Origin of the sequence: Caballeronia sp. LZ008 (genome assembly GCF_031451435.1) — a bacterium.
Lineage (GTDB): Bacteria > Pseudomonadota > Gammaproteobacteria > Burkholderiales > Burkholderiaceae > Caballeronia > Caballeronia zhejiangensis.
On the sequence record NZ_JARUXK010000001.1, the window covers coordinates 671,585 to 697,207 of the forward strand.

Genomic DNA, 25,623 nt, shown 5'->3' on the forward strand with positions numbered 1-25,623 from the left:
GTTTTCAGCGGTTCGGGCTTCGGGAAGTCGACAATTTTAACATTCGGCACTATTCCGATCCGACCAGAATCACGAGCTTCAAATCCTCGCGATGCGCGGGCTTGAACGTGATCTGATTGAACACGACGCGCCCGCGCGACGGATGATTGAACGCGCGCTCGCCGCCTTCGCGCTCGAACACGTCCTGCGACGCCCAGTAGCGCGCGAAGGCATCGCTCGCGGCGGAGAGATCGTCGATGAGCGCGCGCGTCGGCGCATCGTTCAGATGGCGGATCGAATCGGCGCGGAATTCGGCCGCGAGACGCCGCGCGCGCGTTTCCCAGTCGACGATCAGCGCGCGCGCCGCCGGCGACGTGAACGTGTACGTGAGCAGATTGCGGTCGTGCTCGCCGTCGAGCCAGCCGACGAACAGCGCCGACGCATGCTCGTTCCAGCGCAGCGCGTTCCACTGACGATCGAGCACGTAGGCGGGCGCGGCGATCAGCCCGACGGTCTGGAGCAGCGCGGCGGGCGCGTCCTGCGAAGCCGGATCGGGCTCGGCGGGATCGCGCTGGGCGGCGAGCTCGAAAAGATACGCACGTTCGGCGCGCGACAGTTGCAGCGCGACGGCGATGCGCGCGAGGGCATCGGCGGAAGCGGACACGGGCCGGCCTTGCTCGATCCAGGTGTACCAGGTCGGGCTCACGCCGCACAGTTGCGCGACTTCTTCGCGGCGCAAGCCGGGCGTGCGGCGGCGCGGGCCGGGCGCGAGTCCGACCGCTTGCGGCGACAGCCTTTCGCGATGCGCGCGGATGAACTCGCCGAGCGCGTGCGCGGACGTATCGGCGAGGGTTTCGTTCTTGTCGATGTGATTCATGCGTGGCAGGTGGTGTACATACCAGAATAACTGCACAACTTGTACTGGTACAAAGCGGGTTCTATTGTAGCGACACAAGACCACGACGAAACCGGAGCCCACGATGAAACACCACGATCAGGTCGCAGACGCATTCGGCAGCACCGCTGCCGCGTATCTCACGAGCGCCGTCCATGCGAGCGGCGCGGATCTGCAGAATCTCTCCGCGACGTTCGCGGCCACTTGCGGCAACGCGCGCGTGTTGGACATGGGATGCGGCGCGGGACACGCGAGCTTTGCGATCGCGCCGCACGTGCGCGAAGTGGTGGCGTACGACATCGCCCCGCAGATGCTCGCGACCGTGGAAGCCGCCGCGAAGGAACGCGGCCTGACGACGATTCGCACGCAGCAGGGCGCGGCCGAAACGCTGCCGTTCGCGGATGCGTCGTTCGACTGGGCCGTGAGCCGGATGAGCGCGCATCATTGGCGCGACGTTTCGTCAGCGCTTGCCGAAGTGCATCGCGTGTTGAAGCCTGGCGGGCGGCTGAAGTTCATCGATATCGCGGGCATCGACGATCCGCTCTACGACACGCACATTCAGGCGATCGAAATCCTGCGCGATGCGTCGCATATCCGTGACTATCGCGCCGACGAATGGATCGCGATGCTCGATGCCGCCGGTTTCGATGCGCAAATCGCCGAGCGCTGGCGCATCCCGCTGGAATTCGAGTCGTGGGTGACGCGGATGCGTACGCCGGCCGAGCGCGTAACGGCCATCAGATCGATGTGGGCGAGCGCGCCGGATGAGGTGCGGCAGTATTTCAACGTGAAGGATGATTGCTCGTTCGAGCTCGATGCGGTGATGGTGGAGGGGAAGCGGCGTGGTTGAAGATTGTTGGATGTCGCTCGATCCTCGGGTTCGTGTCGGTGACGGTTGTTGATTTCGCCGGATCCCTTATTCGCGTCGGTCTATTAGCACTGCCCCTGTGCGGGGCGGCAGTCACTTTCTTTGCTGCTGCAAAGAAAGTGACCAAAGAAAGCAGCTTTTCAGGCCCGCGGTCACACGCAATTTGGGTAGTTCTCTCGTCCCAGGTGGCACTCGCCTAAGGAGTGCCCTCATCACAATCACCCGGCTTGGCTCGCGCACGGTCTGCCACATCGCACCACACAACGAACTGGTTCAGCACCAAACAGCTCCAGCCCGCTTCGCGGCCGACCGGTTAAGCGGGACTGCCAGTGCTTCGCTATTAACATCGCTATCGCACTGCGCACGCAAACCGATGGTTTCCCTTGCATGCCCTACGGCAGCGCGAAGCGCTGTGCCGAAGCTATTTCGTGCTGAACCAATGTTCTGAACACCTTCGGGCGGCAGACCGTGCGCGAGCCAAGCCCGATTGGTCCTTTGAGGGCACTCTTTAGGCGAGTGCCGCCCGGGACGAGAGAACTACCCAACGTGCGTGTGACCGTGGGCCTGAAAAGCTGCTTTCTTTGCCTACTTTCTTTGCAGCAGCAAAGAAAGTAGGTGCCGCCCCGCACAGGGGCAACGCCAATAGACCGACACGAAATCGGGATCCGCCGAAACCCACGCATACATCGAGGCAACGTTGCATCCCGAACCAAAACGCCCCGCCAAGGGAAGGCATCAGCCGGTATTACGCAACCCCGCGGCAATCCCGTTGATCGTCAAATGAATCCCGCGCCGCAGCCGCACGTTCTGATCGCCCGCGCGGTGACGCTTCAACAGCTCCACTTGCAAGTGATTGAGCGGATCGAGATAAGGGAAGCGGTTCTTGATCGAACGCGCGAGCAGCGGGTTGTCCGAAAGACGATCGATCTTGCCGGTAATTTCGCCGAGCACGTCGCACGTGCGCTGATGCTCCGCGACGATCTTGTCGAACACGGTCTTGCGCAGCTTCTTGTCGGTGACGAGCTGCGCATAGCGCGACGCGACGGCGAGATCGGTCTTCGCGAGCACCATGTCCATGTTCGACAGCAGGTTCTTGAAGAACGGCCACGTCTTGTGCATCTTGCGCAGCGTCGCGAGACGTTTCGCGCGTTCATCGTCGGAACCGGCGCGGTCGAGATACGCCGTGACCGCGCTGCCGAAGCCGTACCAGCCCGTCAGCAAGAGACGGCACTGGCCCCACGAGAAGCCCCACGGAATCGCGCGCAGATCCTCGATCTTGCGCTGCTTCGGATCCTGCAGTTTGCGCGACGCCGGCCGGCTGCCGATGTTCAGCTCCGCGATCTCCGAAATCGGCGTCGACAGGAAGAAGTAGTCGGTGAAGCCCGGCGTCTCGTAGACGAGCGCGCGATACGCGGCCATCGCGGAATCGGAGAGCGTCTGCATCGCCGCTTCGAATTGCGGCAACTGCGCGGGCGCGTTCTCGTGCGGCAACAGCGATGCTTCCAGCGTCGCGGCGACGACCGTCTCCAGATTGCGCCGCCCGATTTCCGCGTTCGCGAACTTGCTCGCAATCACTTCGCCTTGCTCGGTCAGGCGGATTTGCCCGTCGACGGTGCCGGGCGGCTGCGACAGAATCGCCTGATACGTCGGGCCGCCGCCGCGTCCGACCGTGCCGCCGCGTCCGTGGAAGAGGCGCAGCGTCGTGCCACGCTCCTTGAACAGCGTGACGAGCGCCAGTTCCGCGCGATACAGCTCCCAGTTCGACGTGAGGAAACCGCCGTCCTTGTTGCTGTCCGAATAGCCGAGCATCACTTCCTGCTCGTTGCCCTGATTTTCGATGAGCTTGTCGATGCCCGGCAGCGCGAAGAATTCGCCCATGATGACCGGCGCGTTGCGCAAGTCGGCGATGGTCTCGAAGAGCGGAATGACCATCAGGCCGTCGCGCGGGGAATCGCCCTTCGCGCCGAGATAGCCTTGCAGCACGCCCGTTTCCTTCTGCAGCAACATCACTTCCAGCAAGTCGCTGACGGTCTCCGTATGCGAAATGATGTAGTTGCGCACCGCGCGCGCGCCGAACTTCGCGCGCGTCTCGCGGGCCGCTTCGAGCACGCCGAGCTCGCTTTTCGCGAGATCTGAATATTGCGCGTAGGGAAGGCGCAGCGGGCGCGGCTGCGCGAGCTCCTTCAGCAGCACTTCGCGCTTCTGCTCTTCGGTGAGCGACGCGTAATCCTCGACGACGCCCGCACGCGCGAGCAGCTCGCTCACGACGGCCTCGTGAATGTCCGAGCTTTGCCGCAAGTCGATGCTCGCGAGATGGAAGCCGAACACTTCGGCGGCGCGCGCGAGCGGCGACAGACGCAGGCTCGACATCGACGCGCCGTGATGCTCCGCGAGCGAATCAATCAGCACGTGCAGGTCGCGCACGAATTCGGAGGCATCGGCGTAGGGCGTCGCGCGAATCTGCGGTGCGCCCGGACCCGCGCTGCGCACGGTCACGACGCCTTCGCCGAGCCGCACGCGCGCGCTCGCCGCAAGCCGCGTGTAGATGCCGATGAGCGCGCGCCGATACGGCTCGTCCTTGCGATGCGGCGACTGGTCGGGCGAGGCATCGGCGAGTGCTTTCAGGGCATCGCTCGAACCGGCGAGCAGGTCCGACACGGATAATTCCGCGCCGAGCTTGTGCGTCTCTTCCAGATAGTGTTCGAAGATGACGATCGCCTGACGCGTGATCGCGTTTTCGAGCGTTTCGCCGGTGACGAACGGATTGCCGTCGCGGTCGCCGCCGATCCAGCTTCCCATCTGAAAGAACGGCGGCAGGCGCACGGGCAGGCCGTGTTCCGCGAGCGCGGCTTCGATATCGGCGTAGAGCGCGGGAATTTCGGCGAGAAAGGTCGCGCGATAGTAAGACAGCGCGTTGTCGATTTCATCGGCGACGGAAAGGCGCGCGTCGCGCAACATGCGCGTCTGCCACAGCGACGTCACGCGTGCGCGCAGCACCGCTTCGTTCTGTGCGCGTTCGCGCGCGGTCAGTTCCTGATCGCGCTCGGCGAGCAGACGCGCGATATCGTGTTGCGCGTCGAGAATGCTCTTGCGCGAGACTTCGGTCGGATGCGCCGTGAGGACGGGCACGATCAGCGCATCGCCGAAAAATCTCTCGAGCAGCTTGCGCGTCGCGCTGATGTTCTTGTGCTCGCGCATGCGCTCGATCGCATACGCGATGGTGCCCGGCTGCGCACCCGAGCCCGCGAGCGCGTGAATGCGCCGCCGGCGATTGTGATGGCGGTCTTCGGCGATGTTCGCGAGATGCGAGAAGTAGCTGAACGCACGCACGACCGACACCGTCTGTTCCGGCGACAGCGCGCGCAGCTTCTTTTCGAGCGTCTGCGAGGCTTCGACGTCGTCCTCGCGGCGGAACTTCACGGCCGTCTGACGAATGGCCTCGACGACCTCGAACACGGCGTCGCCTTCCTGCTCGCGCAGCACTTCGCCGAGCACACGCCCGAGAAAGCGGATGTCTTCGAAGAGCGGGCGGTCCTTGTCGTCGCGCGTGCGGCTCGCGGGCTTCGTGGGCTTCGCGGCTTTCGCGACGGCCGCGCCGTTGGGGCGCGGCGTTTTGAGCTGCGTCGGCGCGGTCTTGGTCGCGATGGCTTTCTTCGCGAGCTTCGGCGCGATGGCGGCTTTCGAAGCCTTCGCGGCCGTCGCGGCCTTCGTCGTGACGATGGGCGACGACGCCGCGCGCGGCGCGTCGGAGGAGGAAGACTTGGGCAATGCGGCGTTGCGGCGCGCCGGGCGAGCCGATCCGGATGACGTCACGTTGGGTTCCTCTCGAAAGCTGCGAAGCCAGGGTACATCGACATGATCCGGCGACCTCGACGGGCGCCGCATCGGCAGAAAATCGCGGGCCGCGCGAACGGCCGTGCGTCAAACCGGCGACAGCATGCCGCGGCATTCTTCGCGCCCTGAAGCGTTCATCGCGCGCGACGCGGCCGGGGCCGTCGTTCACGCCGCTACGAACACACCACGGACGCCCCGAAAGGCGCATCGGACAAGGCTCTCGCGCGCTGCCCGGGTGTCGGTGGACCTTGGCGTGCGTGCTACCATTGTTCGCTAATGTCTATTCATCCATCCCGTCATTCGATCGAGCATCAATGAATTCCGAGACGCATTCAACGACACCGCCCGCGAGCATCATCATCGCTTCGCGGGAAAGCCGGCTTGCGATGTGGCAAGCCGAGCACGTGCGGTGTGCGCTGCACAAATTATATCCATCTTGCGACGTGAAAATCCTCGGAATGACGACGCGCGGCGATCAGATTCTGGATCGCACGTTGTCGAAGGTCGGCGGCAAGGGTTTGTTCGTGAAGGAGCTCGAAGCCGCGCTCGCCGAGGGCCGCGCCGATCTCGCCGTGCATTCGCTCAAGGACGTGCCGATGGAACTGCCCGAAGGCTTCACGCTCGGCGCCATCATGGAGCGCGAAGATCCGCGCGACGCTTTCGTGTCGCCGCATTACGCATCGCTCGATGCGCTGCCTGCGGGGAGCATCGTCGGCACGTCGAGCCTGCGTCGCGAGTCGATGATTCGCGCGCGCTTTCCTCATCTCGAAGTGCGGCCGTTGCGCGGCAATCTCGATACGCGTCTCGCCAAGCTCGACCGCGGCGAGTACGCGGCGATCATCCTCGCGGCGGCGGGTTTGAAGCGTCTCGGTCTGGAAGCGCGCATCCGTGCGCTGCTCGATCCGTCCGAGAGCTTGCCGGCAGCGGGGCAGGGCGCGCTCGGTATCGAGATTCGCGCGGACCGCGCCGATCTCGCCGCGTGGCTCGCACCTTTGCACGATGAAAACACCGCGCTCGCGGTCGAGGCGGAACGCGCGGTGTCGCGCGCGCTCGGCGGCAGTTGCGAAGTGCCGCTCGCCGCGTACGCCGTATGGCGCGACGGCGCGCTGCATCTGCGCGGCGCGGTGTCGATGCCCGACGGCAAGCGCGTGCTGCGCGCGGAGGAAAGCGTGCAGGCGCCCGATCTCGCCGCCGCGCTCGCGCTCGGCCAGCGCGTGTCGTCGGATCTCGAAGCGCAAGGCGCGATGGATATCGTCGCCGCGCTCAGCACTATGTCGCGCGCCGACGGCCCGAACACCGCGCCCTCGGGGCCGAAGTCCTGATGGCGAGCGAGCGCCGCGCCACCGTCGTCGTCACGCGTCCCGCCGGACAGTCGTCCGCGCTGCTCGCGCTCCTTGCGAGCGCCGGCTTCGACGCGCTGGAATTTCCGCTCATCGATATCGCGCCCGTCGCCGACGATGCGCCGCTGCGCGCCGCGCTCGACGAGCTTTTTCTGCCGCCGGAAGCGCCGGGGCGCTATGCGCTCGTCGTGTTCGTGTCGCCGAATGCGATCGATCATGCGTTCTCGCGGCTCGCCGCGCCGTGGCCCGTCGATTTGCCCGTCGCGGTCGTCGGTCCGGGCTCGGTCGCGGCGCTCGCGCGTCAGGGCGTGCACGCGCCGTCGCATCGCGTGATCAGTCCGTCGGCGCAAGCGCTCGATCCGCGCTTCGATTCCGAGGCGCTCTTCACCGCGATCGAAGCGCATTTCGGCACGAACGGTCTCGAAGGCAAGCGCGTGCTGATCGTGCGCGGCGACGGCGGCCGCGAATGGCTCGCCGAGCGGCTCGCGCAAGCAGGCGCGCGGGTCGAAAAGGCCGCCGCCTATCGCCGCGTGTTGCCGGAACCGTCGATGCAAAAGTGGGAGCGCATCCACGAATTGCTGGCCGGAGAACCGCACGCGTGGCTGCTGACAAGCTCGGAAGGCGTGCGCAATCTCGACGAGCTCGCCCACGAACATCTCACCGCCGACGAAATCGTGCTGCTCAAGCGCGCGCCGCTCGTCTGCCCGCACCCGCGCATCGCCGAGGCCGCGCGGGGAGCGGGTTTTGATAGGATTACGGTGTCCGGCGCGGGCGATGAGCGCATCGCGCACGCGCTGGAAGCGCTGTTCCCGCTCCAACGCGATCCGGAGGCTCACGCGCACGCGAGCGCATCGGCTTCGATAAATTCCTCATCCGCGCCGACGGACGCCAATCCGGCCACCGCGCCGGCCCAACAAACGGCTCAATCACGCATGACTGATTCGAACGATTCCAAGAAAGCTTCACCTCAGCCGAACGTGACACCGCCCTTGCCGCCGAACACGCCTTTCACGCCTTATGAGCAGCAGAAGAAGAACGGCGGCGCGGGCATCGTGGTGTTGTGGTTCGTCGTCGTCATTCTGGCGGTGGCGGCGGGCGCGGGCGCCTTCGTCCTGAACCGCAAGTTCGAGCGCACCGACGCGCAACTGTCGCAGCGCCTCGCCCAGTCCGACGAGCAGAACGCCGATCTGCGCGCGAAGGCCGATCAGGCCGCGAGCGCGACCACCGCGTTGAACACGCAGATCATCCAGTTGCAGGGCAAGCTCGCCGATGCCGAAGCGCACAGTCAGGCGCTGCAGCAGCAATATCAGGATCTCGCGAGCAATCGCGACGACTGGACCGTCGCCGAAGTCGAGCAGATTCTGTCGAGCGCGAGCCAGCAGTTGCAACTCACCGGCAACGTTCAACTCGCGCTTTTCGCGCTGCAAAGCGCCGACACGCGTCTTGCCGCGACCACCGGTCCGCAGGTCGTCGCGATCCGCAAGGCGATCGCGCAGGACATCGACAAGCTGAAAGCCACGCCGACGACCGATCTCACCGGTCTCGCGATCAAGCTCGACACGGCCATCGACCAGATCGACCAGTTGCCGCTTTCGGGCGAGGCGCCGATCGCCCGCGCCCGCGCGCAGGCCGCCGAGCCGGCCAACAGCGCGTCGATCGCGGCGGCGACCGGCGAGCCGCGCTGGAAGGTGCTGTGGCATCAGATCACGAACGGCATCGGCCAGCAGTTGTCGAGCCTCGTCTCGGTGCGCCGCATCGATAACGCCGATGCGATGCTCACATCGCCCGATCAAGGTTATTTCGTGCGCGAAAACGTGAAGCTGCGGCTGCTGTCCGCGCGTCTTTCGCTGCTGTCGCGCAGCGAGCCGACGCTCAAGTCGGACCTGCACGCCGCCGACGCCGCGCTCGGCCGCTACTTCGATGCCTCGTCGAAGAAAGTGCAGGCCGTGCGCGAGCTCGTGAAGCAGGTCGATCAGGCGTCGCTCGCCGTCGCCGTACCGAACCTGAACGCGAGCCTCGCCGCCGTCCATCAGTTCAAGCGAGGCGGATGATGACGATTCGTGGACTCATCTGGCTCGCGCTGCTGTTCGCCGTCGCGGTGATCGTCGCGACCGTCGGCGGCTTCAACAACGGACAAATCCTGCTCGTGATCCCGCCGTATCGCGTGGACATGTCGCTCAATCTGTTCGCGGTCGCGCTCGTCGTGCTGTTCATCGTGCTGTACGCGATCATCCGCGCGGTGCGTGGCGTCTGGAAGATGCCGTCGCGCGTCGCCGCGTATCGCACGCGCAGCAAGATCGCGAAGGCGAATGCGTCGCTGCGCGATGCGGTCGGGCATCTGTACGCCGGACGTTTCTCGAAAGCCGAGAAGGCCGCGCGCGATGCGTTGTCCGTCGAAGACAACAAGGGTGCGGCCGGGCTGATCGGCGCGAACGCGGCGCATCGTCTGCACGAATATGCGCGCCGCGACGAGTGGCTCGCGCAGGTTTCCGGCGCCGACTGGCAGGACGCGCGCCTGATGGCCACCGCCGACATGCGCGCCGATGGCCGCGACGCCGACGGCGCGCTCGTCGCGCTCACCGAAATGCAGGCGCAGGGCGGCCGGCGCATCCACGCGCAGCAAATCGCGCTGCGCGCGCAGCAGCAATTGAAGAACTGGGGCGAAGTGCTGAAGCTCGTGCGGATGCTGGAGAAGCGCGAGGCGCTGCATCCGGCGGTCGCGGTGCGGCTGCGCCAGGTCGCGGCGGAAAATCTGCTGCGGGATCGCCGGCATAACCCGGACGCGCTGCTCGAACTGTGGCAATCGCTGTCGGCGACCGAGCGCCAGTCGCCGCGTCTCGCCGATCTCGCCGCGGAACTGCTGATCGCGCTCGATCGTCGCGCGGAGGCGAAGAAGATCGTCGAAGACGCGCTCGCGCACAACTGGGACGCGCGGCTGTTGCGGCGTTATCCGGACTGCATCGTCGGCGGCGACGCTTTCCCGCTGATCCAGCGCGCCGAAGCGTGGCAGAAGGAACGCACCGAAGACGCCGACCTGCTTTTCACGCTCGGACGTCTCTGCCTGCATCAGCAGTTGTGGGGCAAGGCGCAGGCGTTCCTCGAATCGGCGCTGAAGCTCGCCGACAACGAACCGCTGAAGATTCGCACGCATCGCGCGCTCGCCCGTCTGCACGAACAGCTCGGCGACGCGGACAAGGCCGCGGAACATTACCGCGCAAGCGCGCTGGCGATGAACGTCGTCTGATTGCGCTCGCCTGACGCGTTCAGGAACGGGCTGCACGGGCGCGATGCTCATGCAGCCCATTTTTTTTGCACGCGCTTTCCGGACCGGCGTTTTTGCGTTGTCTGTACGCCACCGCACGGCCGATGCGCTTGTAAGATGGTCTAGTTTCCTTCCACCGATACGAGGATCGAAAGAAAAGGAGGCGGCGTGAGACGGGCGCTACACACGTTGATCGGGCTTGCGCTCGTCGTTTTTCTGTCCTGGCCCGATACGTCGCATTACTTCGCGCAGGGCGTTATCACGTCCGCGCCGTGGACCGGAACCTGGGCCGCCGCGCCCGATGTCACCGCCGACCGGGGCTTCAACAATCAGACGATTCGCCACGTCGTGCGGACGAGCATCGGCGGGACGGCGGCGCGCCTGACGTTCTCCAATCTGTTCGGCACGCAGCCCGTTACGCTCGGCGACGTGCATGTCGCCCGTCGCGCGAGCGGCGCGCGGACGATCGCCGGCAGCGACAAGGCCGCGACCTTCAACGGGCAGACTTATGTGACGATTCCCGTCGGCGGCACCGTCCAGACCGACCCCGTTCCGTTTCAGGTGCCGGCGCTCGCGGACATCTCCGTGAGCTTCCATATTCCGTCGCAGACGCCGCCGGGATCGACCGGGCACGTCGAGGGCTTGCAGGACAACTGGATCGCACCGGGCGACGTCAGCGCGGACCCGGCGTTCACGGGCGGCGTCGTGAACGCGGCGGGCGAGCAGTCGTACTATTTCCTCACCAATGTCGATGTGATGAACGCCGCGGCGACGGGCGCGGTGGTCACCTTCGGCGCGTCGATCACGGACGGAATCGCGTCGACGCCCAATACGAACCGGCGCTGGCCGAACCGCCTCGCGGAGCGGCTGATCCGCTCAGGCATGACGGTCGGCGTGCTGAATCAGGGCATCAGCGGCAACGATTTCTTCACGAACGGTTCGGGCCAAGCCGGGCTGACGCGCTTCGCCCGCGACGTGCTCGCGCAGTCCAACGTCAAATGGGTGATCGTCTCCGACGACGCGGTGAACAATCTAATCAGCGGCAATCCGCCGAGCGCGCAGCAGCTCATCGGCGCGTATCAGCAACTCGTTCACCAGGCGGCTGCGGCGAAAGTGGGCCTGATCTGCTCGACGCTTACGCCCTTCGAAGGCCTCGACGAATGGACGCCCGAGATCGAGAACACGCGCCAGACGGTGAACGCTTATCTGCGCAGCAAGAGCAGCGGTTGCGATGCCGTGCTGGATCAGGCCGCGGCGCTGGGCCACCCGGCCGGCGCGCACGACTCGACGGCGTTCGCGCGCGCCTACAACAGCGGCGACGACCTTCATCCGGACGATGCCGGCATGCTGGCGATCGCCAATGCGGTCGATCTGGGCTGGTTCGCCGCGCTGCCGCCGATCAACGCGCCGACGGCGTGCGGGCGCATCGCGATGGGCGAAGGCCTTGCGGAAGGGCAATCGATCGCGGCGTGCAGTGGAAACGTGCAGGTGAACTTGCGCGGCGACGGCTATCTCGTCGCGGTGAAGGATGGCGCGACGATCTGGTCATCGCAGGTGAGCGGCACGCCGGGCGTCGAACTGCGCATGCAGGAGGACGGCAATCTGGCGATGTACGACAACAATGGCGCGACGGTCTGGCAGACGCACACGTCGGGCCATCCGGGCGCCTACGCGACTATCTTGCCGAACGGCTATCTCGTCATCTTTTCGGCGCGCGGCACCGCACTCTGGTCGAGCGAGGGATGAAGCGCCGCGCCGAGCGCTTTCAGTACGTCGGAACCGACGGATCGACCTGACGCGACCATGCGTCGATGCCGCCGTAGAGATTGAACGTCTTCGTGAAGCCGCGCGATTCGAGGAACATCGCGACCTGTGCGCTGCGCGCGCCGTGATGGCAGATGCAGACGATCTGCGCTTCGTCGTCGAGTTCTTCGCTGCGTGCGGGGATGTCGCGCATCGGAATCGACACGATGTTGTCCATCTTCGCCGTCTGGATTTCCCAAGGCTCGCGCACGTCGAGCAGAACGGGAGCGGGGCGCGACGAATCGGCGAGCCACGCGGCGAGTTCGGGTGCGGTCAGGTTTTGCATGGAGATTCCGGCAAGATGCGCGCTACCGGATAAGGCCGGCAGCGCGCTTTCGGCTTAGAACTTGAACTGCGACGGATGCACCGCGTTCTTGAGCGGCGCGACGAGCGTTTCGAAGACATCCGACACGCGGAACTGCTTTTCGTCCACGCGCGTGATGATCTGCGCCTTCATGACCGGCGCCGAGCCGACGAACGCCGCGATGCGCCCGCCGATCTTCAACTGTTCCAGAAATTCCTGCGGCATGACCGGCAGCCCGCCCGACACGCAGATCACGTCGTAAGGCGCGCCCTGATTCCAGCCGAGCGCGCCGTCGCCGGTGATCACGTCGACGTTCGTCACGCCGTTCGCCGCGAGGTTCTGCTGCGCGAAAGCGGCGAGCTCCGGCGAGATTTCGACCGTCGTCACGCTGCGGCCGCGGTGCGCGAGCAGCGCCGCCATGTAGCCCGAGCCGGTGCCGATTTCCAGCACGGTTTCGCCCTTGTGGATCGCGAGTTCCTGCAGGACGCGCGCTTCGACCTTGGGCGACAACATGCGCTCGCCGCCAGGCAGCGGAATTTCGAGATCGGCGAAAGCGATGTTGCGGTACGCGGCGGGAACGAAGTTCTCGCGCTTGACGATCGCGAGCAGGTTCAGGACGTCCTGGTCCAGCACTTCCCACGGACGAATCTGTTGCTCGATCATGTTGAAACGCGCTTGCTCGATGTTCATGTTCTGTGTGCGTGATGGCGACCGGAGCGGCTTGCATCGCGGCCGGATGCGGGGCTAGAAAACTACGCGATTGTAGCAAATCGAAGGGTTTTCCCGCCTGCTTTGCGCCCGACCTGCGCCCGACGCGCTGGCCTCCCGTGCGGCTAATGCGGCAGGCGGATATCGAACTTGAAGGTGATGAGCCGCGCGATCAGGATGAACGCCGTCGAAAATAGCACGTTGTAGATCGTGTCGACGTCGAGCCGTTCGAGCCCGAGATACATCCAGCATCCGGCGAACGCGCAGACCGCGTACGGGCGCGAGTCGCGCAGGATCAGCGGAATCTCGTTGCAGAGCACGTCGCGCAGCACGCCGCCGAACACGCCGGTGATGACGCCCATCATCGTCGCGGTGAAGGCGGGCATCTGGGCGTCGAGTGCGATCGACGTGCCCGACACGCTGAAGAGTCCGAGCCCGATCGCATCGGTGACGAGCAGCGCGCGCTGGTCGAAGAGGCGTGACGTGACGCGCAAAAAAAGCGGCGCGAAGATCGCCATCGCGAAGATGAACAGCACGTAGTCCTGATGCTCGACCCAGTAGAAGGGCCGGCGCGAGAGCAGCACGTCGCGCACCGTGCCGCCGCCGAACGCGGTCACGAGCGCGACGAGAAACGCGCCTACCGCGTCGAGCCGGCGCTTGCGCGCCTCGATGAGTCCGGAGAAGGCGTACGCGAAAATCGCGAGCGCCTCCATGATGGTGATGGCGAGGGTGAGTCTAGGATGCACTGTCCGGCCCCGGATTGCTGTTCTTGCCGAGGCTCCGGTCCTGCGACTTGTCCTGCGGATGATTGTGATGACGCGGCGTGCCGCCCGGCTGCAGCAGCACGAGCACCGCGCCCGCGCCGCCGTCGTGCGGCCGCGCCTGACAGAACGCGATCACCTCCGACTTCTGCACGAGCCACGCGCGCACCTTGCCCTTCAGCACCGGCTCCTTGCCGATGGACCCGAGCCCTTTCCCGTGAATGACGCGCAGGCAGCGCAGCCCGCGCTTCACCGATTCGCGGATGAACTCCGCGAGCGCCTCGCGCGCTTCCTCGCGGCGCATGCCGTGCAGATCGAGCTGCGCCTGCACGATCCACGCCCCGCGCCGCAGCTTTCTGACGACTTCCTGGCTGACGCCCGGACGATAGAACGACAGCGTTTCGTCGATGTCGAGCAGGCTTTCGGGATCGTATTCGTCGGAGAGCGCTTCCTGCAGCACCGCTTCTTCGTCGCGGCGGCTCTGCAGCGGCACGGGCGGCGGCGGTACGCGCGTGACGGTCGTGCGCGGCGGCGTCTTGAGCGGCTCGATTTCGCCGATCGCGCGACGAAACTCGTCGGCATCCGCGACGGCTTCCCGCTCGGCGCGCGCCGCCGCGACGCGCTGGACTTCGCGCTTTTCGGCGTCGGCCTTCAGCGCGCCCTTCAGCGACGACAGACCCGACAGGCCTTCGCGTTTCACGGCGGCGGCGACATCGCGCGCATCCACCGGTTTTTGCGCGGGCGCGGCCGGGCGCGGCGCTTCCTTGCGACGGACTTTCGGTTCGTTCGGATGAGGGAGATTCTTCGGCATCGTTCGGCCAGCGGAATGGGTCGGGGATCGGACTCGGCGCGCCGCGCGCCGGCGCCGCCGCGTGAAACGACGGCATGCGCGCGCCGAAACGAAAACGGGCCGGCGGAGTGAACCGTGGCCCGTCGTGGCTGCATTCTAGCGGCTCGCGCCGCCCGATCAGCGGTCGGCTTCGTGGCTCATCGAATGCGGCGTCGGCGTTTCGTCGATGGTTTCGAGATAACGCTGCGCATCGAGCGCGGCCATGCAGCCCGTGCCCGCGCTCGTGATCGCCTGGCGATAGACGTGATCCTGCACGTCGCCCGCCGCGAACACGCCGGGGATGCTCGTCGCGGTCGCGTCGCCGCTCGTGCCGCCCTTCGTGATGATGTAGCCGTTCTTCATCTCGAGCTGGTTGACGAAGAGATCGGTGTTCGGCTTGTGGCCGATCGCGACGAACACGCCTTGCAGCGCGATGTCGGTCGTCTTGCCCGATTGCGTGTCCTTGATGCGCAGGCCGGTGACGCCGGACTGATCGCCGGTGACTTCGTCGAGCACGTGATTCCACTTGATGTCGACGATGCCTTCCTTCTCCTTCGCGAGCAGGCGGTCGATGAGAATCGGCTCGGCGCGGAACTTGTCGCGGCGATGCACGACCGTGACCTTCTTCGCGATGCCCGCGAGATAGATCGCTTCCTCGACGGCCGTATTGCCGCCGCCGATCACCGCGACTTCACCGTTGCGATAGAAGAAGCCGTCGCACGTTGCGCAGGCCGACACGCCTTTGCCCATGAACGCTTCTTCCGACGGCACGCCGAGATATTGCGCCGATGCGCCCGTCGCGATGATGAGCGAATCGCAGGTGTACTCGCCGGAATCGCCGATCAGACGGAAAGGGCGCTCGTTGAGCTTCGCGGTGTGGATGTGATCGAAGACGATCTCGGTGTTGAAGCGGCGCGCGTGTTCCTCGAAACGCTGCATCAGTTCGGGGCCTTGCACGCCCGACGGATCCGCCGGCCAGTTCTCGACGTCCGTGGTGGTCATCAGCTGGCCGCCTTGCGCGAGGCCGGTGATGAGCAGCGGCGACAGGTTCGCGCGCGCGGCGTAGACGGCGGCGGAGTAGCCGGCGGGGCCGGAACCGAGAATCAGCACTTTGGCGTGTTTGGGCGAAGACATGATGATGGTCCGTTATTGATGGTTTCGGATGCGCGCCTCGAGGCGCGCGAGCGATTGCCTGCGACGCAGCAATCTCGACGCCCGGTACATCCGATGAACCGTATTTGAGTGCAAAACGACGATTATAAAGGCGTCGGAAAAAGCCTTCCGAATGAACCTTTCAATCGGATTGATAGCCGCGCCGGGCCGAAACCGCGACATGACGCGCGCGTGACGAGTGTTACAGGTTGCAAGAACGCGCCGGTTTTTGCGCCTTTCACCGCAATGCAGCGTTTACAATAGTTCACCGTTCCATGCCGCTCTTGCGCAACAGGCGCGAGCCGCAAAAAAGCGATACAAAGCGACACCGAATCAATGGCCAAAGCTACCTATTCCGCGAGCCCGCAGGCATTGCCGCACCGCATGTCGCGGCTCTTCACCGAGATTCGCTGGATTCTCCAGGTCGCACTCGGACTGTTTCTCGTCATGGCGCTCCTGTCGTACAGCCGCAAGGATCCGAGCTGGACCCACGCGGTGAGCGTCGATCACATCGCGAACTGGGCGGGGCGCGTCGGCGCGTACACGTCGGACATCCTCCTGCTCGTCTTCGGGCTTTCGTCCTACTGGCTGATCGTGCTGCTCGCGCGGCGCATCATCGCGAATTATCGAAAGATCACGCATCCGCCGGTCGTCGACGAAGACGCGCCGAAAGACCGCACCTGGCTCGCCGAAGCGTTCGCGTTCGTGCTCGTGCTGCTTGCCTCCGACGGCATCGAGGCACTGCGCATGTGGTCGCTCAAGGTGCAGTTGCCGCGCGCGCCGGGCGGCGTCGTCGGCGATGTGGTCGCGCGCCATGTATCGCACGCGCTCGGCTTCACGGGCGCGACGCTGTTTCTGCTGATCGCGCTCGCGATCGGCCTCTCGCTGTATTTCCGCTTCTCGTGGCTGTCCGTGTGCGAGAAGGTCGGCGACGGCATTCTCGATGCGATCACCGGCGCGCAACTGCGCCGCGAAGCCGGACGCGATCGCAAGCTGGGCGAAGCGGCCGCGGTCAAGCGCGAAGGCAAGGTCGTGCGTTCGCGCGAGAAGAGCGAGGATCACGAGCCGGTGATGATCGTGCCCGCCGCGCCCGCGCCCGCGCGTTCCGAACGCGCCGAGAAGGAAAAGCAGGTGCCGCTCTTCAAGGACCTGCCGGGCGATTCCACCTTGCCGCCGCTCGCGCTGCTCGATCCGCCGCCGAAGACGCAGGAAACCATCGCCGCCGATACGCTCGAATACACGTCGCGTCTCATCGAGAAGAAGCTGAAGGACTTCGGCGTCGAAGTGAGCGTGGTCGCGGCGTATCCTGGGCCGGTCGTCACGCGCTATGAAATCGAGCCGGCGACGGGCGTGAAGGGCAGCCAGATCGTCGGTCTTGCGAAGGATCTCGCGCGCTCGCTGTCGCTCGTGTCGATTCGCGTCGTCGAGACGATTCCGGGCAAGAACTTCATGGCGCTCGAATTGCCGAATCAGCGCCGTCAGACGGTCAAGCTCTCCGAAATTCTCGGCTCCGAAGTCTATGCGAACGGCGCATCGCCGCTGACGATGGGCCTCGGCAAGGACATCGGCGGCAATCCGGTCTGCGCCGATCTCGCGAAGATGCCGCACTTGCTCGTCGCGGGCACGACGGGCTCGGGCAAGTCCGTCGGCATCAACGCGATGATTCTCTCGCTCTTGTACAAGGCGAGCGCGGATCAGGTCCGGCTCATCCTCATCGATCCGAAGATGCTCGAAATGAGCGTCTATGAAGGCATTCCGCATTTGCTGTGTCCGGTCGTCACCGACATGCGGCAGGCCGGCCACGCGCTCAACTGGGCGGTCGCCGAAATGGAACGCCGCTACAAGCTGATGAGCAAGATGGGCGTGCGCAATCTCGCGAGCTTCAACACGAAGATCGACGAAGCGAAGAAGCGCGGCGAAAACATTCCGAATCCGTTCAGCCTCACGCCCGACGAGCCGGAGCCGCTCACGCGTCTGCCGAACATCGTCGTCGTGATCGACGAACTCGCCGATCTGATGATGGTCGTCGGCAAGAAGGTCGAAGAGCTGATCGCGCGCATTGCGCAGAAGGCGCGCGCGGCGGGCATCCATCTGATTCTCGCGACGCAGCGTCCTTCGGTCGATGTGATCACCGGCCTCATCAAGGCGAACGTGCCGACGCGCATGGCGTTCCAGGTGTCGTCGAAGATCGATTCGCGCACGATTCTCGATCAGCAGGGCGCGGAGTCGCTGCTCGGCATGGGCGACATGCTCTATCTGCCGCCCGGTTCGGGCCTGCCTGTACGCGTGCACGGCGCGTTCGTGTCGGATGAAGAAGTGCATCGCGTCGTCGACAAGCTGAAGGAGCAGGGCGAGCCGAACTATATCGAGGGCATTCTGGAAGGCGGCCTCGCGGGCGATGGCGACGAAGGCTCGGCGGGCGCAAGCGGAACCGGCGGCGCCGATGGCGAGTCGGACCCTTTGTACGATCAGGCGGTCGAGGTCGTCATCAAGAACCGTCGCGCGTCGATATCGCTCGTGCAGCGGCATTTGCGCATCGGCTACAACCGGGCGGCGCGTTTGCTCGAACAGATGGAGAACTCGGGGCTCGTGTCGGCGATGTCGTCGAACGGCAACCGCGAAATCCTCACGCCGGCGCGCGACGCGGAATGACCGCGCGTTATATGGAGAACATAAGCATGAAGCAGTTTACGGGGCGCAGTTTCGTCAAGGCATTCGGCACGGCGCTGGTTTCGGCGTCGATGCTGGTCGCATCGCACGCATTCGCGAGCGGCACGGAGCAATTGAAGGCGTTCGTGTCGCAAGTCCACGCGGCGCGCGGCGACTTCACGCAGCAGGAAATCAAGGCGCCCGGCAAGACCAACAACGGCGCGACGTCCACGCAAGTGCCGACCAAGGGCGCAGCCTCCAGCGGCACGTTCATGTTCGCGCGGCCGGGCAAGTTCATCTGGTCGTATCAGAAGCCGTATTCGCAAATTCTCCAGGCCGACGGCGACAAGCTCTACGTCTACGACAAGGATCTGAACCAGGTCACGGTACGCACGCTCGGCGGCGCGCTCGGTGCGAGCCCAGCGGCGATTCTCTTCGGCAGTAACGATCTGGAAAAGAACTTTAACCTGCGCGACGCGGGGGAGAAGGGCGGCATCGACTGGCTCGAACTCACGCCCAAGGCGAAGGACACGCAATTCGAGACGGTCGGCATCGGCTTCAAGGACGGCAACCTGCAGGCGATGGAACTGCACGACGTTTTCGGCAACGTGACGCTGCTGACGTTCTCGAACATCCAGAAGAACCCGCCCATCAAGAGCGATACGTTCAAATTCACCGTGCCGAAGGGCGCGGATGTCATCAACGGCTGAGGTTTCAGGTCCGGCCGCGCGCGTCAGGCGTGCGCGGCTTGCATGTCCTCGACGAACGCTTCCACGATTTCCCGTTTCGCGCTGCCCGAGCGTTCAGCGCGCGTGACCATCTGAAACGCGACGCGATAGCGCATCGCTTTCGGGTTCAACGGCGCGAGCAACCCTTCCTTCACGTAGGGCGCGGCGAAATGCTCGGGCAGATAGCCGAGATGCCGGCCCGACAGCACGAGCATCGCGACGGCCTCCATGTTGTCCGCGACCGCCCCGATATTGCGCGGCGTCAGCTCGCCCGCTTCCGGCAGCGGATAGCTGCGCCACGCCCAGTCGTGCTCGAACGCTTCTGGTACGGCGACGCGTCCCGCGCGCGTGAACAGCGGATGCTCGCGTCCGCAATACGCGAGTTGATCCTCCGCGAAAATTTCGGTGTATTCGAGCGACGGCACGCGATGCCAGAAGTATCCGATCGCCATCTGGATGCGTTCGGCGAGCAGCATCTCTTCGAGTTCACCGGGCGAGCGCACGAGCACCGCGAAGCGCACGGATTCGTCGCGCTGCCGGAAACGCGCGATCGCCTCGCTGACGCGCGCGTTCGCGCTGACAGGCGTGTTGCCGATCATCCCGAGCGTCAGCGTGCCGACGAGCTTCTTGCCGACATTGCGCGCGGTCGAATCGAAGGTGTCGATGGCCGCGAGCAGCGTCCGGCACGCCTCGACGAACGGCTCGCCGCGCGAGGTCAGCGCGAAGCCGCCGCGTCCGCGCTCGCAAAGCCGGTAGCCGAGCCGCGTTTCCAGCGTCGCGAGCTGCGTGCTGATGGTCGACTGCCCGACGTTGAGCGTCGCTTGCGCGGACGAGACGCCGCCCGCATCGACGATGGCGAGAAACACGCGGATCAGGCGCAGATCCAGATCGGAAAGGTGAGTGAACATGGCCGCCGTCGATACATCGATAAATATCGATGTTAAGTTGATTTCTTCGCCATTTTATCTCCGCGGGAAAGCGGCTATTAATTGTCGGATCGACCACCCGCCGCCATTCGACGCCATGAATCCTTCCTCGCCTTCGTCGCTTTTCGCTCCAGCCGAACACTTCGATTCGCATTTCCTCGAACAGCGCGCCGAGCGTCCGCAGCCGCTTTCCGGCAATCAGATGCCGCGCTGCGGCGGCATCACGACGATGATGCGTCTGCCGCACGTTCAATCGGCGGAAGGGCTGGATGCGTGTTTCGTCGGCGTGCCGTTCGATCTCGGCACGTCGAATCGCACGGGCGCGCGCTTTGGCCCGCGTCAGGTGCGCAGCGAGTCGGTGCTGCTGCGTCCGTACAACATGGCGACGCGCGCCGCGCCGTTCGATTCGCTGCGCGTGGCTGATATCGGCGATGTCGCGATCAATCCGTACAACCTGCTCGATTCGATCGACCGCATCGAGCGCGCGTATCGCGAAATCCTGAAGCACGGCTGCAAGCCGCTGACGCTCGGCGGCGATCACACCATCGCGCTGCCGATCCTGCGCGCGATTCACGCGAAGCACGGCAAGGTCGGGCTGATTCATATCGACGCGCACGCGGACGTCAACGACACGATGTTCGGCGAGAAGATCGCGCACGGCACGCCGTTTCGCCGCGCGGTGGAAGAGGGCCTGCTCGATTGCTCGCGCGTCGTGCAGATCGGGCTGCGCGGCACGGGCTACGAAGCGGGCGATTTCGACTGGTGCCGCGAGCAGGGCTTTCGCGTCGTGCAGACGGAGGAATGCTGGAACAAGTCGCTCGTTCCGTTGATGGACGAAGTGCGCGCGCAGATGGGCGATGGGCCGGTGTACATCACCTTCGATATCGACGGCATCGATCCCGCGTTCGCGCCCGGCACCGGCACGCCGGAAATCGCCGGGCTGACGGTGCCGCAAGCGCTGGAGATCGTGCGCGGCGCGCGCGGGCTGAACATCGTCGGCGCGGATCTCGTCGAAGTCGCGCCGCCTTACGATCCGTTCGGCACGACCGCGCTGCTCGGCGCGAACCTCGCGTTCGAGTTGCTGTGCGTGCTGCCGGGCGTGGAGTATCGCGCGGCGAAATAACGCTTACGCGTAGGCGCGACGTCTGCCCGACACGAGCAGCAGATAGCACACCGCGCCGAGTGCGAGCGCGGGCAGCGTCGCGCCGAGATTCGGCAGCCATTGATTGATCGCGTGATACGCCGCGATCCCGATGCCCCATGCGATGAACGCGCTGACGTGCCATCCGCCGGAGAAGCCATAGCGGCCGTTGACATCGGCGAGCACGGCCGCTTCGATGCGGCGCTTGCGCACGATGAAGTGATCGGCCAGCACGACGCCGAAGAGCGGCGCGAACACCGAGCCGATCAGCAGCAGGAAGTTCTGATACTTGCCCATCTCGACGACGAGCGCGACGAGCGTGCACAGCGCGCCGAACGCGCACGAGAGCAGCGGCACGCTCGCGCGCGCCCAGAACGTGCCCGTCGATACGGCGGCGGAGTGGATATCGGCGAAGGCGTTGTCGGTTTCGTCGATCAGGATCAGGAAGAGCGCGAGTCCGCCGCCCGCCTGCGCGAACGCGGTCGTGAGAAGCGCATCGCCGCCGCCCGCCGCGAGCCCGTAGATCGCGCCGAGCGCATAGAACCACAGATTCGCGATGCCGTAGCCGAGAAGCGTGCCGCGGAACGCGCCGCCCGCACTCTTGCCGAAACGCGTGTAATCGGCGATCAGCGGCAGCCACGACAGCGGCATCGCGACGACCAGATCGATGCCCGCGCCGAACGCCATTTCGCCGGTGCCGGGACGCGCCATCAGCGCGGCGAGATCGTGCTTCGCTAGCAGATTCCAGGTGAGCCAGCCCGCGCCGCCGAGCAGGAGCCAGATTCCCCACGTTCGCAGAAAGCGGCGCACGAAGGAGAGCGGGCCGCTCACCGCGAGCAAGGTGGCGAGCGCGCCGAAGACGAGCGTCCAGACGAGCGGCATCGAGAGATTGAAGGATTGCTTCGCGAGCGCGTCGGCGGAATCGCGCATCACGATGATCTCGAACGAACCCCAGCCGACGAGCTGAATTGCGTTGAGCACCGCCGGCACCGATGCGCCGCGCACGCCGAGCGTCGGGCGCAGCGAGGACATCGCCGCAAGCCCCGTATCCGTGCCGACGACGCCCGCGAGCGCGAGCAGCACGACGCCGATCACCGTGCCGATGACGATCGCCGCGAGGGCGTGCGGCAGCGACAATCCCGGCACCAGCAGCGCGCCCGCCTGCGCGACCAGCAGGCCGATGCCGAGCGAGAACCAGAGCGCGAAGGCGTCGCTCGTGCCGAATGCGCGCCGCTCCGGCGGCACCGGCGTGAGCGGCGCGTAAGTCGAAGTTTCGCCGTGCGCTGCGGCGTTCGTGGTGTGCTCTTGCCCCATCGGATTGCGTCCTTATATGGATTGTTCAGGCGTGGCCCGCGTTGGTCGCGGCCCTCAGGCTGTCATAATGACCCGATTCTGCGGCCGCGCCGCGCCTTTGCCGAAGCGCGAGATTATCGCCGCGATCCGCCCAACTGCGTCAATCTGCATCGCACAGCACATGTTCGAAGAAAACCGTGGCACCGTTCCGCTCGCGGAGCGCCTGCGCCCCCGCACCATCGACGACGTGATCGGCCAGAAGCATCTGCTCGGGCCGAGCAAACCGCTGCGCGTCGCCTTCGAATCGGGCGAGGCGCATTCGATGATTCTCTGGGGCCCGCCCGGCGTCGGCAAGACCACGCTCGCGCGTCTCATGGCCGATGCGTTTCACGCGCAGTTCATCTCGCTGTCGGCGGTGCTGTCCGGTGTCAAGGACATTCGCGAGGCGGTGGAAACGGCGCAGATTCATCGCGCGAACGGGCATCAGACGCTCGTGTTCGTCGACGAGGTGCATCGCTTCAACAAGAGCCAGCAGGATGCGTTCTTGCCGCACGTCGAATCGGGATTGTTCGTGTTCGTCGGCGCGACGACGGAGAATCCGTCGTTCGAGGTGAACAGCGCATTGTTGTCGCGCGCGGCGGTGTACGTGCTGAAGAGTCTGGACGCCGATGAACTCAAGGAACTGCTGGGACGCGCAACGAAGGAACTCGGCGGCCTCACGTTCACCGACGAAGCCCGCGACGCGCTGATCGGTTCCGCCGATGGCGACGGCCGCAAGCTCCTGAACAATCTGGAAATCGTCGCGCGCGCGGCGGCGCAGCAAAAGCAGACGGAGGTCGACGGCGCACTGCTCGGCAGCGCGCTCGCCGAAAACCTGCGCCGCTTCGACAAGGGCGGCGACGCGTTCTATGACCAGATCAGCGCGCTGCACAAATCGGTTCGCGGCAGCAATCCGGACGCGGCGCTCTACTGGTTCTGCCGCATGCTCGACGGCGGCGCGGACCCGCGCTACATGGCGCGGCGCATTGTCCGGATGGCGTGGGAGGACATCGGCCTCGCCGATCCACGCGGCGCGCGCATCGCGCTCGACGCCGCCGAAACCTACGAGCGGCTCGGCTCGCCCGAAGGCGAACTGGCGCTCGCGCAGGCGCTCATCTATCTCGCCGTCGCGCCGAAATCGAACGCCGGCTACAACGCGTACAACGAAGCGCGGCGCTTCGTCGGCAAGGATCAGTCGCGCGGCGTGCCGGTGCATCTGCGCAACGCGCCGACCAAGCTGATGAAGGAACTCGGCTACGGCCACGAATATCGCTACGCGCACGACGAGCCCGACGCCTACGCGGCCGGCGAGACTTATCTGCCCGACGGCATGCGCGATCCGTACTGGTACAAGCCGACGCCGCGCGGACTCGAAGGGAAGATCGGCGAAAAGCTCTCGCGTCTCGCCGAACTCGACGATGCGTGGCGGCGCGAGCATCGCGACGAGAAGAAGCGCTGAAACCGGCGCGGTTCGTTTCGCGCGCGCGCTCGCCGCGTTTCGCCGATCCCGCCCGGCGCGCGATGACCGTGCGCTAAAATCGGCGTTTCCGATTACTTAACAAAGCAGCCCCGCCATGCTCGACATCCAAACCCTCCGCAAAGACCTGGACGGCGTCGCGAAGCGTCTCGCCACTCGAGGCTACACGCTCGACGTCGCCGCGTTCGCCGCGCTCGAAGCCGAGCGTCGCGAGATCCAGACCCGCACCGAAGAACTCCAGGCACGCCGCAACAGCCTGTCGAAGCAGATCGGCGCGATGAAAGGCCGCGGCGAGGACACGTCGGCGGTGATGGCGGAAGTGAGCGGCATCGGCGACACGATGAAGGAATCGGCGGCGAAGCTGGATGAGATCCAGAAGCGTCTGTCGGACCTGATGCTGACCGTGCCGAACCTGCCGCACGAAAGCGTGCCGGTCGGCAACGACGAGACGCAGAACGTCGAAGTGCGGCGCTGGGGCGCGCCGCGTTCGTTCGACTTCGAAGTCAAGGATCACGTCGATGTCGGCGCGCCGCTCGGTCTCGATTTCGAAACGGGCGCGAAGCTCTCCGGCGCGCGCTTCACGCTGTTGCGCGGGCCGATCGCCCGGCTGCATCGCGCACTCGCGCAATTCATGATCGACACGCATACGGAGCAGCACGGCTACACCGAGGCGTACACGCCGTACATCGTGAATCCGGAGATTCTCTACGGCACGGGCCAGCTGCCCAAGTTCGCCGACGACATGTTCCGCGTCGAGAAAGGCGGCGACGAGAACACGGTCACGCAGTACCTCATCTCGACGTCGGAGATCTCGCTCACCAACACGGTGCGCGACAGCATCCTCGAAGCCGACGCGCTGCCGGTGAAGCTGACCGCGCATTCCCCGTGCTTCCGCTCCGAAGCGGGCTCGTACGGGCGCGATACGCGCGGCCTGATCCGCCAGCATCAGTTCGACAAGGTCGAGATGGTGCAGATCGTGGCGCCCGAGCATTCGTACGCCGCGCTCGACGAGATGGTCGGCCAGGCGGAGACGATCTTGCAGAAGCTCGAACTGCCGTATCGCGTGATTACGCTGTGCACCGGCGACATGGGCTTTTCGGCGGCGAAGACGTTCGATCTGGAAGTGTGGCTGCCGGCGCAAAACACGTATCGCGAGATTTCGAGCTGCTCGAATACCGAGGCGTTCCAGGCGCGTCGCATGCAGGCGCGCTTCCGCAATGCGCAGGGCAAGCCGGAGTTCGTGCATACGTTGAACGGCTCGGGCCTGGCGGTCGGCCGCACGCTCGTCGCGGTGCTGGAGAACTTCCAGAATGCGGACGGCTCGGTGACGATTCCCACAGTGCTGCGTCCGTACATGCGCGGCGCGGAAAGAATCGAAGTTTCCGCGTCGGCCTGATGTTTATTTTCAAAAAGGGGCTTGGAAAGCGCGAAAGGGTTCGATATACTTTCGTTCTTCGTTGAGCAACGACCAGTTCACGAAGACCCGCAAGGGTAGACGGAGAGGTGGCAGAGTGGTCGAATGTACCTGACTCGAAATCAGGCGTACGGTTTTCCCGTACCGTGGGTTCGAATCCCACCCTCTCCGCCAAGACACAAAAACCCCGCAAGTCGAAAGGCTTGCGGGGTTTTGCTTTG

19 protein-coding genes and 1 tRNA gene are annotated in these 25,623 nt (G+C 65.3%); 11 read left to right on the forward strand and 9 right to left on the reverse strand.

The features are described 5' to 3' along the window. Positions 1–49: 49 nt before the first annotated feature. A complete protein-coding gene (locus QCE49_RS03150) occupies positions 50–856 on the reverse strand; it encodes a helix-turn-helix transcriptional regulator (protein WP_250456543.1) in 807 nt (268 codons plus the stop codon). A 103-nt stretch (positions 857–959) separates the two neighbouring features. Here QCE49_RS03150 and QCE49_RS03155 point away from each other — a divergent pair, with 103 nt between their 5' ends. After that, positions 960–1,724, forward strand: coding sequence for a class I SAM-dependent methyltransferase (locus QCE49_RS03155; protein WP_008351004.1), 765 nt, complete (start codon positions 960–962; stop codon positions 1,722–1,724). A 753-nt stretch (positions 1,725–2,477) separates the two neighbouring features. Here the strand turns inward: QCE49_RS03155 and ppc are convergent. Next, entirely contained in the window at positions 2,478–5,555 is a 3,078-nt protein-coding gene (gene ppc, locus QCE49_RS03160; RefSeq protein ID WP_250456542.1) for a phosphoenolpyruvate carboxylase, read from the reverse strand. 335 nt (positions 5,556–5,890) lie between these two features. Between ppc and hemC the strand changes: the two genes are divergently transcribed. The 4 genes from hemC (at position 5,891) to QCE49_RS03180 (ending at position 11,924) form a co-directional block, all read left to right on the forward strand. Then, positions 5,891–6,898: a hydroxymethylbilane synthase gene (gene hemC, locus QCE49_RS03165; protein ID WP_008351000.1), complete on the forward strand. Its 1,008-nt coding sequence runs from the start codon at positions 5,891–5,893 to the stop codon at positions 6,896–6,898. Next, a complete protein-coding gene (hemDX, locus tag QCE49_RS03170; protein ID WP_250434119.1) occupies positions 6,898–8,967 on the forward strand; it encodes a fused uroporphyrinogen-III synthase HemD/membrane protein HemX in 2,070 nt (689 codons plus the stop codon). The genes hemC and hemDX overlap by 1 nt, the downstream gene beginning before the upstream one ends. Beyond that, entirely contained in the window at positions 8,967–10,160 is a 1,194-nt protein-coding gene (locus QCE49_RS03175; RefSeq protein ID WP_008350996.1) for a heme biosynthesis protein HemY, read from the forward strand. Before hemDX ends, QCE49_RS03175 begins: the two co-directional genes overlap by 1 nt. Positions 10,161–10,346: 186 nt before the next feature. Beyond that, positions 10,347–11,924 (forward strand): GDSL-type esterase/lipase family protein, encoded by a 1,578-nt coding sequence (locus QCE49_RS03180; protein WP_175981745.1) that lies wholly within the window; start codon positions 10,347–10,349, stop codon positions 11,922–11,924. Between the two features lie 19 nt (positions 11,925–11,943). Here QCE49_RS03180 and QCE49_RS03185 read toward each other — a convergent pair whose 3' ends face one another. The 5 genes from QCE49_RS03185 to trxB form a co-directional block, all read right to left on the reverse strand. Beyond that, positions 11,944–12,267: a rhodanese-like domain-containing protein gene (locus tag QCE49_RS03185; protein ID WP_008350991.1), complete on the reverse strand. Its 324-nt coding sequence runs from the start codon at positions 12,265–12,267 to the stop codon at positions 11,944–11,946. A 54-nt stretch (positions 12,268–12,321) separates the two neighbouring features. Further along, entirely contained in the window at positions 12,322–12,975 is a 654-nt protein-coding gene (locus tag QCE49_RS03190; RefSeq protein ID WP_008350990.1) for a protein-L-isoaspartate O-methyltransferase, read from the reverse strand. Positions 12,976–13,118: 143 nt separating this feature from the next. Beyond that, a complete protein-coding gene (locus QCE49_RS03195; RefSeq protein ID WP_008350988.1) occupies positions 13,119–13,739 on the reverse strand; it encodes a trimeric intracellular cation channel family protein in 621 nt (206 codons plus the stop codon). Continuing rightward, positions 13,729–14,565, reverse strand: a complete 837-nt coding sequence (locus QCE49_RS03200) for a Smr/MutS family protein (protein WP_008350985.1) — start codon at positions 14,563–14,565, stop codon at positions 13,729–13,731. Before QCE49_RS03200 ends, QCE49_RS03195 begins: the two co-directional genes overlap by 11 nt. A 156-nt stretch (positions 14,566–14,721) precedes the next feature. Beyond that, a complete protein-coding gene (gene trxB, locus QCE49_RS03205; protein ID WP_008350982.1) occupies positions 14,722–15,717 on the reverse strand; it encodes a thioredoxin-disulfide reductase in 996 nt (331 codons plus the stop codon). 354 nt (positions 15,718–16,071) lie between these two features. On the opposite strand from trxB, the gene QCE49_RS03210 reads away from it, so the two are divergent. After that, positions 16,072–18,387, forward strand: coding sequence for a DNA translocase FtsK (locus tag QCE49_RS03210; RefSeq protein ID WP_008350980.1), 2,316 nt, complete (start codon positions 16,072–16,074; stop codon positions 18,385–18,387). A gap of 26 nt (positions 18,388–18,413) precedes the next feature. Further along, positions 18,414–19,094 (forward strand): outer membrane lipoprotein chaperone LolA, encoded by a 681-nt coding sequence (lolA, locus tag QCE49_RS03215; RefSeq protein ID WP_081851844.1) that lies wholly within the window; start codon positions 18,414–18,416, stop codon positions 19,092–19,094. 23 nt (positions 19,095–19,117) lie between these two features. Here lolA and QCE49_RS03220 read toward each other — a convergent pair whose 3' ends face one another. Beyond that, positions 19,118–20,020, reverse strand: a complete 903-nt coding sequence (locus QCE49_RS03220; RefSeq protein WP_250456541.1) for a LysR family transcriptional regulator — start codon at positions 20,018–20,020, stop codon at positions 19,118–19,120. 115 nt (positions 20,021–20,135) lie between these two features. Here QCE49_RS03220 and speB point away from each other — a divergent pair, with 115 nt between their 5' ends. Next, positions 20,136–21,161 (forward strand): agmatinase, encoded by a 1,026-nt coding sequence (speB, locus tag QCE49_RS03225; RefSeq protein WP_175981751.1) that lies wholly within the window; start codon positions 20,136–20,138, stop codon positions 21,159–21,161. A gap of 3 nt (positions 21,162–21,164) precedes the next feature. Here speB and cytX read toward each other — a convergent pair whose 3' ends face one another. Next, complete coding sequence (gene cytX, locus QCE49_RS03230; RefSeq protein ID WP_250456540.1) at positions 21,165–22,493, reverse strand: putative hydroxymethylpyrimidine transporter CytX; 1,329 nt, start codon at positions 22,491–22,493, stop codon at positions 21,165–21,167. 160 nt (positions 22,494–22,653) lie between these two features. Between cytX and QCE49_RS03235 the strand changes: the two genes are divergently transcribed. From QCE49_RS03235 to QCE49_RS03245, 3 genes are all read left to right on the forward strand, one after another. Further along, entirely contained in the window at positions 22,654–23,970 is a 1,317-nt protein-coding gene (locus QCE49_RS03235; RefSeq protein WP_250456539.1) for a replication-associated recombination protein A, read from the forward strand. A 115-nt stretch (positions 23,971–24,085) separates the two neighbouring features. Continuing rightward, positions 24,086–25,384, forward strand: coding sequence for a serine--tRNA ligase (serS, locus tag QCE49_RS03240; protein WP_008350969.1), 1,299 nt, complete (start codon positions 24,086–24,088; stop codon positions 25,382–25,384). 101 nt (positions 25,385–25,485) lie between these two features. Then, positions 25,486–25,576 (forward strand) — tRNA-Ser (locus tag QCE49_RS03245). Positions 25,577–25,623 lie beyond the last annotated feature (47 nt).

Excerpts from the sequence above, each read along its gene's own strand:
- hemC (WP_008351000.1), top strand. The coding sequence starts at position 5,891 with ATGAATTCCGAGACGCATTCAACGACACCGCCCGCGAGCATCATCATC.
- QCE49_RS03210 (WP_008350980.1), top strand. The coding sequence starts at position 16,072 with ATGGCCAAAGCTACCTATTCCGCGAGCCCGCAGGCATTGCCGCACCGC.
- QCE49_RS03235 (WP_250456539.1), top strand. The coding sequence starts at position 22,654 with ATGTTCGAAGAAAACCGTGGCACCGTTCCGCTCGCGGAGCGCCTGCGC.
- hemDX (WP_250434119.1), top strand. The coding sequence starts at position 6,898 with ATGGCGAGCGAGCGCCGCGCCACCGTCGTCGTCACGCGTCCCGCCGGA.
- cytX (WP_250456540.1), bottom strand. The coding sequence starts at position 22,493 with ATGGGGCAAGAGCACACCACGAACGCCGCAGCGCACGGCGAAACTTCG.
- QCE49_RS03185 (WP_008350991.1), bottom strand. The coding sequence starts at position 12,267 with ATGCAAAACCTGACCGCACCCGAACTCGCCGCGTGGCTCGCCGATTCG.
- speB (WP_175981751.1), top strand. The coding sequence starts at position 20,136 with ATGAATCCTTCCTCGCCTTCGTCGCTTTTCGCTCCAGCCGAACACTTC.
- QCE49_RS03190 (WP_008350990.1), bottom strand. The coding sequence starts at position 12,975 with ATGAACATCGAGCAAGCGCGTTTCAACATGATCGAGCAACAGATTCGT.
- serS (WP_008350969.1), top strand. The coding sequence starts at position 24,086 with ATGCTCGACATCCAAACCCTCCGCAAAGACCTGGACGGCGTCGCGAAG.
- QCE49_RS03175 (WP_008350996.1), top strand. The coding sequence starts at position 8,967 with ATGACGATTCGTGGACTCATCTGGCTCGCGCTGCTGTTCGCCGTCGCG.
- lolA (WP_081851844.1), top strand. The coding sequence starts at position 18,414 with ATGAAGCAGTTTACGGGGCGCAGTTTCGTCAAGGCATTCGGCACGGCG.
- trxB (WP_008350982.1), bottom strand. The coding sequence starts at position 15,717 with ATGTCTTCGCCCAAACACGCCAAAGTGCTGATTCTCGGTTCCGGCCCC.
- QCE49_RS03155 (WP_008351004.1), top strand. The coding sequence starts at position 960 with ATGAAACACCACGATCAGGTCGCAGACGCATTCGGCAGCACCGCTGCC.
- QCE49_RS03150 (WP_250456543.1), bottom strand. The coding sequence starts at position 856 with ATGAATCACATCGACAAGAACGAAACCCTCGCCGATACGTCCGCGCAC.
- QCE49_RS03200 (WP_008350985.1), bottom strand. The coding sequence starts at position 14,565 with ATGCCGAAGAATCTCCCTCATCCGAACGAACCGAAAGTCCGTCGCAAG.
- QCE49_RS03220 (WP_250456541.1), bottom strand. The coding sequence starts at position 20,020 with ATGTTCACTCACCTTTCCGATCTGGATCTGCGCCTGATCCGCGTGTTT.